This window comes from Mucilaginibacter sp. RCC_168 (assembly GCF_041355315.1).
Lineage (GTDB): Bacteria > Bacteroidota > Bacteroidia > Sphingobacteriales > Sphingobacteriaceae > Mucilaginibacter.
On sequence record NZ_JBFUPN010000012.1, the window covers coordinates 16925 to 32596 of the forward strand.

Annotated in this window: 9 protein-coding genes; 3 read left to right on the forward strand and 6 right to left on the reverse strand. The window is 43.9% G+C overall.

What is annotated here, in order from left to right; genetic code table 11:
- Positions 1-127 precede the first annotated feature (127 nt).
- The 3 genes from nagB to AB6735_RS12600 form a co-directional block, all read right to left on the reverse strand.
- Positions 128-2050 carry a glucosamine-6-phosphate deaminase gene (gene nagB, locus AB6735_RS12590; protein ID WP_370996220.1) on the reverse strand — a complete coding sequence of 641 codons (1923 nt, stop codon included), beginning with the start codon at positions 2048-2050 and terminating at the stop codon, positions 128-130.
- A gap of 818 nt (positions 2051-2868) precedes the next feature.
- Positions 2869-3816, reverse strand: coding sequence for a phytanoyl-CoA dioxygenase family protein (locus tag AB6735_RS12595; RefSeq protein WP_370996221.1), 948 nt, complete (start codon positions 3814-3816; stop codon positions 2869-2871).
- 462 nt (positions 3817-4278) lie between these two features.
- A complete protein-coding gene (locus tag AB6735_RS12600; protein ID WP_370996222.1) occupies positions 4279-5058 on the reverse strand; it encodes an SDR family NAD(P)-dependent oxidoreductase in 780 nt (259 codons plus the stop codon).
- A gap of 390 nt (positions 5059-5448) precedes the next feature.
- Between AB6735_RS12600 and AB6735_RS12605 the strand changes: the two genes are divergently transcribed.
- The 3 genes from AB6735_RS12605 to AB6735_RS12615 all read left to right on the forward strand — a co-directional run bounded on the left by AB6735_RS12605 (position 5449) and on the right by AB6735_RS12615 (position 11300).
- A complete protein-coding gene (locus AB6735_RS12605; protein WP_370996223.1) occupies positions 5449-6648 on the forward strand; it encodes a hypothetical protein in 1200 nt (399 codons plus the stop codon).
- Positions 6649-7174: 526 nt separating this feature from the next.
- The gene (locus AB6735_RS12610) at positions 7175-10003 is read left to right on the forward strand and encodes a DNA gyrase/topoisomerase IV subunit A (protein WP_370996224.1); all 2829 of its coding nucleotides are present in this window, start codon (positions 7175-7177) and stop codon (positions 10001-10003) included.
- Between the two features lie 526 nt (positions 10004-10529).
- Positions 10530-11300, forward strand: a complete 771-nt coding sequence (locus AB6735_RS12615; RefSeq protein ID WP_370996225.1) for a hypothetical protein — start codon at positions 10530-10532, stop codon at positions 11298-11300.
- Between the two features lie 54 nt (positions 11301-11354).
- Here the strand turns inward: AB6735_RS12615 and AB6735_RS12620 are convergent, their stop codons facing one another.
- The 3 genes from AB6735_RS12620 to galB all read right to left on the reverse strand — a co-directional run bounded on the left by AB6735_RS12620 (position 11355) and on the right by galB (position 15294).
- On the reverse strand, positions 11355-11699 hold the full coding sequence (locus AB6735_RS12620; RefSeq protein ID WP_370996226.1) for a hypothetical protein: 345 nt from the start codon (positions 11697-11699) through the stop codon (positions 11355-11357).
- 100 nt (positions 11700-11799) lie between these two features.
- A complete protein-coding gene (locus AB6735_RS12625) occupies positions 11800-12666 on the reverse strand; it encodes an aldose 1-epimerase family protein (RefSeq protein ID WP_370996227.1) in 867 nt (288 codons plus the stop codon).
- Positions 12667-12867: 201 nt separating this feature from the next.
- Complete coding sequence (gene galB / locus AB6735_RS12630) at positions 12868-15294, reverse strand: beta-galactosidase GalB (RefSeq protein WP_370996228.1); 2427 nt, start codon at positions 15292-15294, stop codon at positions 12868-12870.
- Positions 15295-15672 lie beyond the last annotated feature (378 nt).

Sequence of the window (15672 nt, forward strand, 5' to 3'; positions counted from 1 at the left end):
AGTCCATAGTCGATGATCCATAGACCATGCAATGACGTTTTTATATAAAAAAGCCGGTGCTTGCACCGGCTTTTTTGAAATAATTATGAGAAAAAAGTCTATGGTCCATCGTCTATGGACTAAAAAATTAGAACCTGTATCTAACAAACGCCTCCATGGCTTCATACTCAGCGAGTCCGAGGCGGTCATAACGCTGGGCGGTGTCACGGGTACGGTCCTCAGCCCTTACCCAGAATTCACGGGCATCATCACCCGGGAAAACAGGACGGTCCTTTTGGGATTGGTGTTTAAAAATGGCATTGCGCTTACGGATCACCTCCTGTGGCGAAAGCGGCACGGCCATTTCAATTTCATAGGTTTCAAACTCGTGCCATGCACCGCGGTACATCCATAACCAGCAATCATCCACCCAGGCTTCTTTACCTTTCAGGCGGGCCAGGGCAGCCAGGATAATGTTGAAACAAACCAGGTGCGTACCATTCGGATCGGCAAAATCACCGGCAGCAAAGATCTGCTGTGGTTTTACTTTTTGTAACAGTTCAATGGTTAAAAGAATGTCTTCCTCACCCACGGCGTTTTTCTTGGTCTTGCCTGTTTCGTAAAAAGGCAAAGCCATAAAATGGATGTGGTCATCTTGCAAACCCGCGTAACGGGCACCCGAGATCGCCTCGGTCTTGCGAATAAAACCTTTTACGTTGCGGATCTCCTGGGTATCGATCTGGTTAGGCTGTTTCTGTGGGAAAAAGCCGCGCATCTCTTCATATAGCTTTTTCAGGTGACCAGGATCTTCACCGATACTGTTGGTAAAATCAATGGCAAACTCCATATAACGTAACACATCATCATCCCAAACGGCGGTATTCCCCGAGGTCTGGTAAGCCACGTGCACATCATGCCCCTGATCCACCAAACGGATGAATGTACCCCCCATGGAAATCACATCATCATCCGGGTGGGGTGAGAAAATGATCGAGCGCTTTTTGGCAGGCAAAGCCCGCTCCGGACGCTGCGAATCGTCCGCATCCGGCTTGCCACCCGGCCAGCCGGTAATGGTATGCTGGATCTGGTTAAAAATATCAATGTTGATGTTGTACACAGGGCCCTGTTCCACGGCCAGCTGCGCCATACCATGATTGTTGTAATCTTCCTCGGTCAGTTTTAATACCGGTTTACCGATGGTATCCGCCAGCCAGATCACCGCTTTCTTCTTCAATATATTATCCTCCCATGAACAATCTTTAACCAGCCATGGGGTATCAAAACGGGTGAGTTCAGAAGCCGCGGCTTCATCCAAAACAAATTCTACATGATCAGACAATTGCAGGTAGGTAGCCGGTACTTCGCCAGACATTTCGCCTTCCACCGCTTTTTTGATGATCGGTGCTTTTTTCTTGCTCCAGGCCATCAGGATAATTTCGCGGGCCTTAAAAATAGTACCGATACCCATGGTGATGGCTTTGGTAGGCACGTTGGCCTTGCCGCCAAAATCACGGGCGGCATCACTGCGGGTCAAATCATCCAGGGTCACCAAACGGGTACCCGAGTTAGGGGCAGAGCCCGGTTCATTAAAACCGATGTGACCGGTACGGCCGATACCCAGGATCTGGAGATCCAGGCCACCCAGTTCTTCGATCTGGCGCTCATAGTTTAAACAGAAAGCCACCACATCATCTTTATCCAAAGTACCATCGGGGATATGGACACTGGCTTTGTCGATATCTACATGGCTGAAAAGGTTCTCATACATGAAAGTGACATAGCTTTGGGCCGCGTCGGGTTTCATGGGATAATACTCATCGAGATTGAAAGTGATCACGTTCTGGAAAGACAGCCCCTCTTCACGGTGTAAACGAACCAATTCATTATACACACCGATGGGGGTAACACCGGTAGCCAAACCGAGCACGGCTTTTTCACCGCGCGATTGTTTGTCGCGGATGAGCGTGGCAATGCGGGCAGCCACCGCTACCGAGGCTTGTTGCTGGGTTCCATAAACGCTTACCGGCAGCTTCTCGTACCGGGTCTCTTCCAATAAATTTAATCGGGCCATAATTTTCTAAGAACCTGTTTTATAGTTATATGATGAATAAAAAAAGTCACTATACAAAAAACCCCCGCCGAAACGAGGATTTTTATCAAACCAATTAACAAAACCTTTTAAACCTCACCGACATGAGGCTAAAGTAAATTCCGTTGAATAACATGCTGTACATTATTGTTACAAACTTAATAAAACTAATTTTTAATTTCAAACACTTTTTAAATTTTTTTAATAAGTAAAATTAATTTTATCAAATTATTAAATAATCGTCTGCGGGGGCTTAAGTTGGTTTAAAATATTTTGATGTAGAGACGCATACTTGCGTCTCCCACAAGACAAGCCGCTTTGCAAAACGTTTTAACCGACTTAATTAATGTGCATGCGGGAGACGCAAGTATGCGTCTCTACATTTAAAAAACAATGGAATTTAAGCAGCCTTTAGGGTGTAAAATAAAAAAGAGCTCCTGATGGGCAGGAACTCTAATTAACCAATTATAAAACATAAATATGAGAGAAGAGAGATGCAGGGGAGGGAGTCGAACCCATCCGTTTGCTGCCGAACCAGCGCCTGCTTTGCTATATTAAATGAACCACCATTTATAAACTTTCTGTTGCAAATATAATATTTAATCTATTAAATCTATGTATTTAGTAGATTAAATTGTAATTATTTTTTCATTTATGATTTTTCGCATTAACTCAATACGCGTACAAAAGCAGCTCGCCTGCCTTTATAATAATATTTTAATTTTATTAACGCGTTTTGTGCCGGGGCAAGCTTACCTGTGCGTGCTAAATAACCGAATAATAAAAGTATAAGCATCTGATTATTTAACTAAGCCGGCAAATTTTTGATAAAACACGGTAGGACTGTTAGCATCCTTCGGTGCGTACTTACCTGCAATAATGGGCACATAGATCACCCTGCGGCGGCTGGCCTCTCCACTTACAGAGGATTGCGCTACCCGGTGCCATAACCTGCCATCGTGGATGGTAAGGTCGCCGGCTTCTGGTGTAATAGCCAGTTCGTTCTCGTCGGCATCATGATCCAGGAAATATTTCTTTTTAAAAAGCATCTGGTAAAGTCCCTGCTTATGGGTTCCCGGCAAGATCCTCAAGCCACCGTTTTCGGGTTTCAGGGTGCTGAGATGGATACCCACGTTCAGCATGGGGTTTAATTTTTGTCCATGGAAGATGTCGCGCAAACCGTCTGTATGCCAGCCCATTTTGGTAAAGCTGCTTTGCTCGCTGTTAACATAATGATTCAATACCATGCCGTCTTTTTCATGGGTGCCGAACCTGGCGTCGGGGCCGATAATATCAAGTAAGGTGTTAAATCGGGGATCCTGGATAAACTCAGCAAATACAGGATGATGCTGGTTGATAAAAGCGAAGCGCTGTACAATGGTATCCCCGTTCAAATCCTTGCCATATTTTATAGGTACGCCGTTCACCTTGGCCACCTCGTTTTTTATCCATTGTTCCTGCACCTGCTCAGATGCCCTGGTGATAAGCTGCACGGTTTCGGGGTTAATGAAATTTTTGAAATGAATAAAACCATGCTCATTAAAAAAGTGATGCTGTTCGGTGGTAAGCTTATCGCCTAAAGTGAATTTTTTATATACAGTACTCATGTTGAAGTTATAAATAATAAAAATGATGTGGAAACCCTGGCTATCTAATAGCAGGTAATTGTATTGTAGTATGCAGCGGGGTGAAAAGATCAACAACAACAAACCATTACCTTCTTGGGGAAAGGCATTCGCATGTAACATGCGTTGGTTATATGTGAAATTTTTGTTGTCAATTATTTAATATATAATGTCTATAGATTTAATAGACAATGCAAATGTAACAAGTGATCCGGAAAAAACAAATAATTATGAAAATATTTTTTGAAATAGGCTAATTGGGTGTCGTTCAAGTGCCGCGCGGTGTCGACTCACCCTGTCGTCGCTTCGCTCAACATCCCTCTCTCCGCCTACGGCGAAAAGAGGGATCAAAAAAAAGAATTTCCCACCCTTTACCGCAAAGCGGTAGAGAGGGGCGCCCAGCGAAGCGTCGGCGGGGTGAGTCGACACCGCGCGACGATTTAAATACACCGCGCTGTTCGAAGTCTCTGACTTCGAACCATTATGCTTGTAGTCTTCAGACTACTCAGATGTCTGTAGTTTTAAACTACAGACATAGTCGTCCGAAGTCAGAGACTTCGAACAGCGGAATATATCTTCACGATTTTACTTACTCTTATACAGATCTCCACCTATTTTTTCAATAAGGGCCTTGGGCAGTAGTCGGGCCCCAGTCACTGAAAGCTTGTTCAACAAACCGGGTACAATTTCTGCTTTTTTATTAAACAGGCCTTTTAACCCTATCGCCGCAACTTCCTCAGGTTGCATATTAAACTTAGCAGCCAGATCGGCAAAAGCATCCAGGCCTGCCCGGTGGGCAAAGCCTGTATCTGTAGGGCCGGGACTAAGGCAACTCACGGATATAACAGAACCTTTGAGCTCATATCGCAAAGCCCTGGTAAATGATAACACAAAAGCTTTTGTTGCCGAATAAACGGCCAGCGTAGGTACAGCCTGGTAGGCTGCCGTACTTCCCACATTTAAAATATAAGCTTTTGGTTGTTGCTTTAACAAAGGGATGAACCCATGAGTTAGTTTTATCAGGGCATTAATATTTAAGCCGATTACATTAAGTTGCCCTTCGATATCCACATTTTCAAAACTACCCCAGAGACCATAACCCGCGTTATTGATCAGTACAGATACAGCGTATGAATTATCGGTACACCAGTTAACAACTTTTTCCGAAGCATGGCTGTCAGACAGGTCGATAGCCAGCCACCTGGCTTGTACCTGATAGATGGTTATTATTTCGGTGGCCAGTGCCTGCAGTTCATCTTTGGAACGAGCCACCAGTAAAACAGGGTAACCTTTTTTGGCCAGTTGTAAGGCTAAAGCCCGGCCTATGCCTTTGCTGGCCCCGGTAATTAAAGCGTAAGTATTCATATAATAAGCCCTAAAATGCTATTGATAAACAAGTGTACAAATTTCTTTTATCAAGCCTCACCTAGATCCTCTCAAAAGGAGAGGACTTTGCTTTGCATCTTGTTTTTAGCTCCCTCTCCTTTGGAGAGGGCTGGGGTGAGGCTAAACAAGTGTACAAATTTCTTTTGCAAAATGACTACTAAATTTGTAGACTATTTGTATGTTTGTATCTATATGATTACAAACGCCGCTTATATTATTAACCCTTTATGCAACGTTAAGTGTTGTAGCACCAAGTTATTGTAAAGGCAGCAGCATATAATACAGATCAATATTTGTTGTTGAGCCTTTCAGTTTTTATGAAGGGCTTTTTGTTTTAGTATACGTTTTGTTCAACCAAACCGCAATTAAATGAAAGCATTATTACGATGGATAGGATATAGTGCCATTATATTACTATCACTGCAAATACCTCTTTATGCACAGGATGCACCGGTAGTTAGATATGCACAGTTACGGGTGGATTCTGGTGGCGTGCATAGCAGCGTAATTGCGGCTAATGCCTTTAAAAAGCCCGATGTTGCTGCCGATAATACCCTGAGCGCTGCCGATTTTGACGAAGAAAGCTATCTGCAAAAAGTAGCCAGTTTTGATGTGTATGGTAAAAAACACGATGCCCGGCCCATTGCTAAGCTCCTAAAGGCCGATCAGGTAAAAGCGGTAACCAGCAATAAAAAACGCAGCCATAAGTTTTATTACCACATGGCCAACATATTTGCCCGGCTCCGGATGTATCCCCTGGCGATGAAGTGCTATTTTAAAACACTGCAGGTAGACGATGAACATACCGCTACTCATTTAACAGATTCGGTAGCTGTGGATAGTTCCCGTATTTCAGATAGCAAACCAACTTTTACACAAGCAAATTTACGGAACGACACATCAGTAGCCGGGTTATTGGCTATTAACAGAGCAGATGAACTAATGCTGGATGCCAATTCTGGTAACTATGATCATCCCGGAAAGGAAATAAAATCGCCCCCGGTGCAACTGACCAATATCATCGACCCTTTTGATGACGGTAAAAAGGCTTCGGCCTATGCGCTGTTGATCCATATATCACAACCTGTCTCTGGTAAACGGAGAATATTTGTGAAATTAAGTAAGGTAGGGCATACCTTTATAACACTTATTAAGTATAACACCGATTCTACATCGGTATCCCGGTCGTTTGGGTTTTATCCAAAAAAAGAACATTTTTTGTCTGCCACACCATTATTCCCTACAACGGGTTCTGTTTTTAAAAATGATGGGCAGCACGACTGGGACGAGACCGTAGGCAAATTCATATCAGAGCGCCGGTTTAAAAGGATCCTTAAAGTGATCAGGCAGTTCGATCAAAAAAACTACAACCTCAACAAAAATAATTGTACCGATTTTGGATTGAGCCTGGCCAGTACAGCGGGGATTAGTATTTTGTATACTAACGGCAGCTGGCCGCTGGGGCGGGGTAATAACCCAGCCAGTGCCGGACAAAGTGTGCTGGAAGGCAAGGTGCTGAATATGGATAGTAGCTGTAATTTATTTATTTGTAATGATTTGGCTCAATAAGACAGTCAAGAATTAAGAAAAACAAATATGGTATTCGGTATCTTGATTTTAGCCTTGCGCTCTTTTGCAACCTCAGGCGTTGGGAAAAGGCTATGTTATGGATCAAGCTCCCTCTCTTGAGGTATAAGCGAAAATTAAGCATCTATCGACTCACCCCGACGTCGCTGCGCTCGTCACCCCTCTCTCCGCTTCGCGCATAGAGGGGGTTTTTAATTCTTTTTTTCTTTACCCTCTTTGCGGCAAAGCCGCAGAGAGGGTGGTCCAGCGAAGCGTAGACCGGGTGAGTCGGTTATGCGACTTGTTTTTAACCTTGTAAGTTTAAACTCCGCCTTCATGGGCTATTACTCTCAAGAGGGGAATCGCACTGTCTCCCGCTTTTTTTGCTTCTTCCCCAAACCTGTGGTTTTTAAACGAGCACAAGTAAGTATCCCCAATTGTTAACAAAATCCAAATTGTGCAAATCCGGTCTCGGCACATCCGCGCATAATTTTTTATCTTTACCCATCCAAAAGTTTTTTAGCATATAATGAGTGAAGATCTGAATCAAAACGATATACCCGCAGGCAATGAACAAAAATTACATAATGTTACCTCACTCGATGGGTTATACGAAAACTGGTTTCTGGATTATGCCTCTTACGTAATTCTCGACCGTGCCGTTCCGCATATCAACGATGGCTTAAAACCTGTACAGCGCCGTATCCTGCACTCGCTGAAGGAAATGGACGACGGACGTTTTAACAAGGCCGCCAACGTAATAGGTAATACTATGAAGTATCACCCGCACGGGGATGCCTCTATTGGCGATGCCATGGTGCAGATTGGACAGAAGAACTTACTGATCGATTGTCAGGGTAACTGGGGCGATCCGGTAACAGGCGACTCGGCCGCGGCACCGCGTTATATTGAGGCGCGCTTGTCGAAATTTGCGCTTGATGTTGTTTTTAACGCCGATACCACCGTTTGGCAGGCCAGCTATGACGGGCGTAACAAAGAGCCTATTACGCTGCCTGTAAAATTCCCTTTACTGCTGGCACAAGGTGCCGAAGGTATAGCGGTTGGTTTGGCTACCAAAATATTACCCCACAATTTTATTGAACTGATTGACGCGTCTATCGCCGTACTGAAAGGCGAGCGGCCTAACCTGCTGCCCGACTTCCCTACAGGTGGTATGGCCGATGCTTCTTTATATAACGAGGGGCAGCGTGGCGGCAAGATCCGTGTGCGTGCTAAAATTGTAGAGCGCGATAAAAAAACACTGGCTATTACCGAGATCCCATTCTCGACCACAACAGGCAGTTTGATCGATAGCGTGATATCGGCCAATGACAAAGGCAAGATCAAGATTAAAAAGATCGAAGATAATACTGCTCAGCATGTCGAGATCATGATTCATCTGGCGCCCGGTATTTCGCCTGATGTAACTATCGACGCGCTGTATGCTTTTACCGATTGCGAGGTATCCATATCGCCCAATACCTGCGTTATTCAGGATGATAAGCCCCGGTTCATGAGTGTAAATGATATGCTTAGTGAAAGCACTTTCTTCACCAAAGATCTGCTGAAGCAGGAACTGGAGATCAAGTTGAAAGAGCTCATGGAGCGCATCTTCTTTAGCTCCTTACTCAAAATATTTATACAGGAGGGGATGTACAAACACCCCGAATATGAAAACTCAGGTAATTTTGAAGCTGTATTAGAGGTATTGAACCGTTTGTTCGAACCCTTTTTTTCGCAATTTTACCGGGAAATACTACCTGAGGATTATAAGAAATTGATCGACAAGCCCATGAGCAGCATCACCCGCTTTGACGTTAAAAAAGCGGATGAGCTAATGAAAACGCTCGAGAACGAGATCAAACAGGTGAAACATCATCTTAAACACCTCACCGATTATACCATTGCCTGGTTCGAGAAACTGAAAGAAAAATATGGTAAGGATCGGGAACGCAAAACTGAACTGCGCACCTTTGATAAAGTAGAAGCTGCCCAGGTAGCACTGGCTAACGTGAAATTATATGTTAACCGCGAGGATGGTTTTATAGGTTCCGGTCTTAAAAAGGACGCATCAGTAGAACTGGTAGGTGATTGCTCAGACATTGACGAGATCATTGTTTTTCGGGCGGATGGGCGTTGCATTATCACCAAGGTACAGGACAAAGTTTTTGTGGGTAAAGAGATCATACACGTTGCCGTATTTAAAAAGAATGACGAGCGCACCGTTTATAATATGATTTATAAGGATGGTACAAGTGGTATCAGCTATATCAAACGTTTCTCGGTGGTGGGCGTAACCCGCGATAAGGAGTACGACCTCACCAAAGGTACCAAGGGTACCAAAGTATTATATTTTAGCGCTAACCCTAATGGCGAGGCCGAGGTGGTAAACGTTCAGTTAAAACCTCATTCGAAACTGAAAAAACTGCAGTTTGATGAAGATTTTGCTACCTTGGCTATCAAAGGCCGTGGCTCCATGGGTAATATTATCACCAAGTACCCGGTTAAAAAGATCATCTTGAAAAGCAAAGGCGTATCAACACTGGCGGGCCGTAAGATCTGGTATGACGATATCCTGAAACGCCTGAATGCCGATAGCCGCGGTAAGTACCTGGGCGAATTTGATGGCGACGACCGTATATTAAATGTACTGAGTAACGGAGTATACGAATTGACCAGTTTTGATCTGAATAATCATTTTGATGATAAAATGATCCTGATCGAAAAGTACGATCCTAAGAAAGTTTATTCGGTTATTCACCTGGATGGCAAATCGAAAAACTATATGGTTAAGCGTTTTTCGTTTGAGCATATAGCTTTAGGCAAACAGGTGAGCATCATCAGCGAAGAGCCCGGATCAAAACTGATATTGATAGCTAAGGAATCACCTTTGGTGAGCGTGGTACAGCTGAAAGGAAAAGATCAAACTCCCGAAACCATTGAAGTAAACCTGGCCGAACTGATAGATGTAAAGGGAATGAAAGCCATGGGTAACCGCCTGTCGCAATTCCCCGTAAGATCTGTTGAATTGATAGCCGATGGCGAAAGCGCGGATGAATCTGTTGATACAGAAGAACCGGAAACCGGGTTGGATGAAGAAACAGGTTCGGATGAGCCTGTTGATCAGTTATCGGATGAAGAGCCCGAACAGGAAACGAAACCAGAGCAGCTTAAGGTGGAAGCGCAGATACCGCCAAAACCTCCTGCTGCTTCAAAACAAGAACCAAAAGAGCCCGAGGCCAAAGAACCGGAACCACCCGAAGACCAGCCCAAAGAAGTACACAAAAAGGTAGATTTTGAGATCACTAACCCCGATGACATCCAGTTGGATGATAAAGGGCAGTTAGGACTCTTTTAAATAAAATAGCAAAGCTACCGAGAATAAATACCGGTGGCTTTGTTGCTTGTGCTCATTACAATCACAAGTGTTGGAAAGACAAAAAAAGCGGGAGGCTGTGCGATTTTCCTCTTGAGAGAGTAATAGCCTATGATATGACAGAGAGAAGAATCAAAGGCGCGGTATCCACTCACCCCGACATCGCTTCGCTCGTCACCCCTCTCTCCGCTTCGCGCATAGAGGGGATTTTATTTTCTTTTTTCTCCACCCTCTTTCCGGCAAAGCCGGAGAGAGGGTGGTCCAGCAAAGCGTAGACCGGGTGAGTCGGCTCTGCACCATGATATTCTCAAAAAAGCCTGTTCTGCCTAATTATGGGCTATTACTCTCAAGAAGGGAGTTTAATCGATTACATATTCTTCCCAATACCCGTTTTAAGACCAATTAAGTAAATAAACAGGTAAAATATTGATTTTCTGATGAAAGTATATTTGCTTACCGCTTCGTTTTTTTATTTTTGATCATACAAATCACCTTTATCCTTTTTACAATGAACATGTTTTTTGGCGGCGGCGGTTCCTATTATTATATTATCATTGGTTTGCAGATCCTGTGTGCCATACATAGCGCCCGCCGGGGCACATTGAACAGATGGATCTGGCTCATTGTATTTATACCGGTTATAGGCTGTATTGTATATATCTATAGCGAGATAATTTCAAACCGGAACGTCATTCGGACCCCTAAAATAGATGTTGGCGCTGTGCTGAATCCGGGTGGCAAGATCAAAAAACTGGAAGATGAACTTCGCTTTACCGATACCTTTGCCAATAAGGTAAAACTGGCTGATGCCTACCTGGCTGCAGGCTATACCGATAAAGCGGTTGACTTATATAACGCCAGCCTTACAGGGGCGTTCTCAGAAAATGAACATGTGCTGGCCCAACTCATCATTGCCTATTTTGAACAGCAGCGATATGATGAAGTGATCCCGATGGCAAAAAAACTCTATAACCTGCCCCAGTTTACCCGTTCAAAGGCGCATATTTTGTACGCGCAATCGTTGGAGCGCACCGGGCAAACAGTACAGGCCGAAAACGAATTTAAAGCCATGAAAGGGCGATACTCTTATTTCGAGCCCCGCTATGAATATGGTTTATTTTTAACAAGGGCTGGTAGGGACAACGACGCTTACCAGGTTTTTGCAGATATGCTGGAAGAGCAACCCCATTTGAGTCCGATGGAACGGAAAAGTAACCGGGTTTGGTTTGCCAAAGCAAAAGACGAGCTCAAGAAGCTTTCGGTTCAAAAAACGGTATAAATAAAAAAGGCCTCCCAAATACATCAGGAGGCCTTCTTTATTTTGTAATGCTGATTACAGGATCAGGATCAATACTAAAATAATGATAATAATAGCACCTACTGATAAATAGATACCACCACCGCCTAAAGCGTTTGCTTCATGTTTTAAACCTTTAAGTTCGGTACGTAATTCTTTTTTATCCTGCCTGGTAAGTTCAGACTTATCCATGGCTTTAATCTCATTCACCCTGGCTTTGATCTCTTCAATACGCGCCTGTTTTTGCTCAGTGGTCATACTGGCTATTTGCTCCTTACTCAATATGGTTAAAGCACCGTCTGTAGCAGTAGAGGCATAACTGTTAAATGCCGCGACAGAAAGCAGCATAGTAAGGGCGATAAGATAAATTTTCTTTTTCATGTTAATTAGTTTTAATAGCGTGTTGTGTTTAATTATTGTTAAATAAAAAAGCAGCGAAAATGTTTTACCGCTTTTTTATTTTTTGCTGCAAAAATCCGGCCTAAAGACTAATAAAATAGGGGGCTTCAAAAACATGGCCGGTATGCAGCGTTTGTATAGCCTCTTTTTTATTGATGTTTACGTGATGATCCTGTGTGTCGGCGCAGCCCAGCCAGGGCTCAATACATACAAAATCGGCACCGGGTTTGGCCCATACGCCCAAATAATTATAGTGCGGAAATTCTACCGAAACGGATTGATCATGCTTTTTGCTTTTGATGCTTACCATCCGGGAGTTGAGCTGTTTAAAAACAAGCGCGTCGGCATCAAACAGGTGGCGGGTTAAATAGAGTTTATTACCTGGCGTAGCAACCGGGTGAGTTTCGCCGGTAAAAAAGCCATCGGCCGAAAGCATATTGGCTTCCAGATGCTCGTCGGTTTCAAATTCAAGATAATAATCCTCATAGTTTTCGCCCTTAAAAAAAGGTACGTTGAAGGCAGGATGCGCGCCGACCGAAAAGTAGATGGTTTTTTTGTCGAGGTTGATTATCTTGTGCGTTACCCTGAGCGAATTATCTATCAGCGTGTACAAAACCTGATAATCAAATTTGTACGGATATACCTGGAGTGTTTTTTCGCAGTAGGGGAGCGAGAAACTGGCCGATACCTCATCAGATTCCAGCAAAATAAATTCTGATTGCCTTGCAAAGCCATGCCGCGACATATCGTAAGCTTTTCCTTCAACCAGTAACTGGTTGTTAATCAGGCCGCCCACAATCGGAAAAAGATTAGGCGAATGCCATGGCCAAACAGCAGGATCGGCTTGCCAAAGGTGCTCAATACCGGTTTGTTTATTATAAAATGAACTGAGCTGCGCGCCTTTCAAATCAATGGCTACTTTAAGAAACTCGTTTTCTATTACAGTCATACGTTAACGGCAATTATTTTTAGAAAATTAACTAATATGCAAGCAAGTTACAGCAATTTTTGTGAATTAGGATGTACCGGACAGTACAAAAAATGCGTAATTTTTAGACTATATCTTCTTAACAATATAAACCGTTTCCTGTTTCTTTTTCGCAATCATATTGCAGAGACGCCAATAGGGGCCTCTGCAATATATAATAGGCTATTTGGTTGTTAACACTACCGACGCGCTTTGCAGCCCATTTGATGTTGCCGTAAAGTTAATAACACCGGCCTTTTCTTTGGCTTGTACAATAGCCAGCGCCAGTCCATGGAATGCCTTGCGGTAATTTACCTTAAAAGAATCGTGACTAACCGGGTCGCCGTTATCAACGCTGGCTATAAATGCTTCTCCATTAATTTTAAAGTTAACCAGGTTGTCGGCATCGGGTACAATGTTGCCATCCTTATCCAGAATTTTTACGGTGATGAACGACAAGTCTTTTCCATCGGCTGCAATCGACTTGCGATCGGCAGATAATTCGATTTTTGCAGGTGCACCGGCGGTATGGATCTCTTTAGTTAAAACAACTTTACCATCTTTACGTGATACTGCTTTCAAAGTGCCTGGCTCAAATTTTACCCGCCACATAATGTGCAGATCGTCGCCGGTTTTCTTTTTAATGCCCAGCGATTTACCGTTCAGAAAAAGCTCCACCTCATCGGCATGATTGTAATAGGCCCAAACATCAATCATTTTCCCGGGCTCCCAGTTCCAGTGCGGGAATATGTGGAGCACCGGTTTATCGGTCCATTCGCTTTGGTACATATAATAAACATCTTTAGGAAAACCAGCCAGGTCAACTATACCAAAGTATGAACTGCGCGATGGCCAGCTGTAAGGGGTAGGTTCGCCCAGGTAATCAAAGCCAGTCCAGATGAACATACCCGAAAGGAAATCATATTTTTTCATCACCTTCCAGGTAGCCTCGTGGGTTGAACCCCAAGGTGGTCGTACATTGTCATAGGCCGAAACGTTATTGCCGGGCCGGGTAAAAGGTTTATCCCAGCGCTCTGGCCAGATCCGGATACTATCTGATGGCATTTCATAATACCCACGGGTTTCCAGGCCCGAAGTAGTTTCCGTAGCGATGAATTTTTTGCCGGGGTACCTGTCGTGGAATTTAGCATACTCACCTTCATGATAGTTATAACCTACCAGATCAATGGCGCCCGATTTGATGATCTTGTTGCTGGTATCCGGATTATTATTGGCGGCGGTAATAGGCCGGGTTTTATCAAGACTGTGCACTATTCGGGTCAGTTCAGGAGCAATTCGTAAGGCCGAAGTATCGTGCTGCTGCGGGATCTCGTTGCCAATGCTCCAGATCATCACACTGGGGTGGTTACGGTCGCGCAGGATCTGATCTTCCAGGTCGCGTTTGTGCCATTCTTTAAAAAACAGGTGATAATCATATTTTTCTTTTTTCCAGTCCCAGCAGTCAAAAGCTTCGTCCATTACGATAAAACCCATTTTATCGCAAAGATCAAGCAGTTCGGGGGCAGGCGGATTGTGTGAGGTACGGATACCATTGCAGCCCATCGCTTTTAAAATTTGTAGTTGGCGTTCCAGTGCGCGGGTGTTGATGGCGGCACCTAATGAACCCAGATCGTGATGATCACATACACCCAGGATCTTCATGGATTTACCATTCAGGCTAAAACCTTTATCAACGTCGAAATTAAAATAGCGGATGCCAAGTGGGGTTGTATATGTATCAACTATGGTTTTTCCGCTCATCACCTGTGTTACTACCTTGTATAAGTAAGGTTGCTTAACCGACCATAAGTGAGGGTTTTTAATGCCAAGATTGATAGAGGTTTCAAATACGGTATCTTCTAACTCTGTTTTAGAAGGAATAAAACCACCTGCAGATACTACCTTGCCAGTTGCATCATAAACAGAGGCGTTGATTGTAAAAATTTCCTTTTTACCGGCTCGGTTTTTTACTTTGACTTTTAAGTTTACACTTGCCGAAGCATCACTTACTTCTGGTGTAGTGATATAAGTTCCCCAATGATCAATAGCTACTTTATTGGTGGTCACCAGCCATACATTCCGGTAAATTCCCGAGCCCGAGTACCAGCGCGAGTTGGGTTGAACAGAGTTATCCACCTTAACAGCGATCACATTTTTACCGCCGAAATTTAAATAAGGTGTAAGCTCATACCTGAAAGAGATATAGCCGTTAGGCCTGAAACCCAGGTGGTGCCCGTTAATCCAAACATCGCTTTTTTGATAAACGCCGTCGAAATCAATATAAACCAGTTTGTTTTTTGACGAAGCCGGAACGGTAAATGTTTTACGGTACCAGCCTATACCACCCGGCAGGGCGCCGCCTTCGGGTGTAGCCGGGTTATCTTTACTGAATTTTCCTTCAATGCTCCAGTCATGTGGCAGGTTCAATGAGCGCCAGCCGGCATCATTTAAGCCGGATAGCTGTCCATCAGTGACAGCGCCTAAATTAAAACGCCAGCCTTTATCAAAATCAATGGTTTGCCGGCCTTGTTGGGCCAGGGTATTTAAGCAGGTCAGCATTACCATACAAAGCAGACCATGCTTTAGTAAAGACAATTTTAAAGGAGGCATAATTATTTGAGTTGGATTTTAATTGTGTTTTTGACACTAAATTATAAATAATAACTAAATAGAGAAGAAGTATGTAAAAAATAAGATTTGATCTGCTAAGGCATCCCTCTTTCCACGCGTCATTGCGAGGTACGAAGCAATCTCTTTAGGACAAGACGCAGACATTGCTTGTTCACTCTGTAGGTGGGGGATTGCTTCGTACCTTACAGCAATGACGCGCGGACAAAAAGTATGATGAAAATCCCCTCTCTGCGACTTCGTCGCAAAGAGGGGTGACGAGCGCAGCGATGTCGGGGTGAGTCGATAGATAGATGCTTAATTTTCGCCTTCTGCCTTTTCATAGGCTATTACTCTTTTGGAGAGGGCCGGGTCAATTAA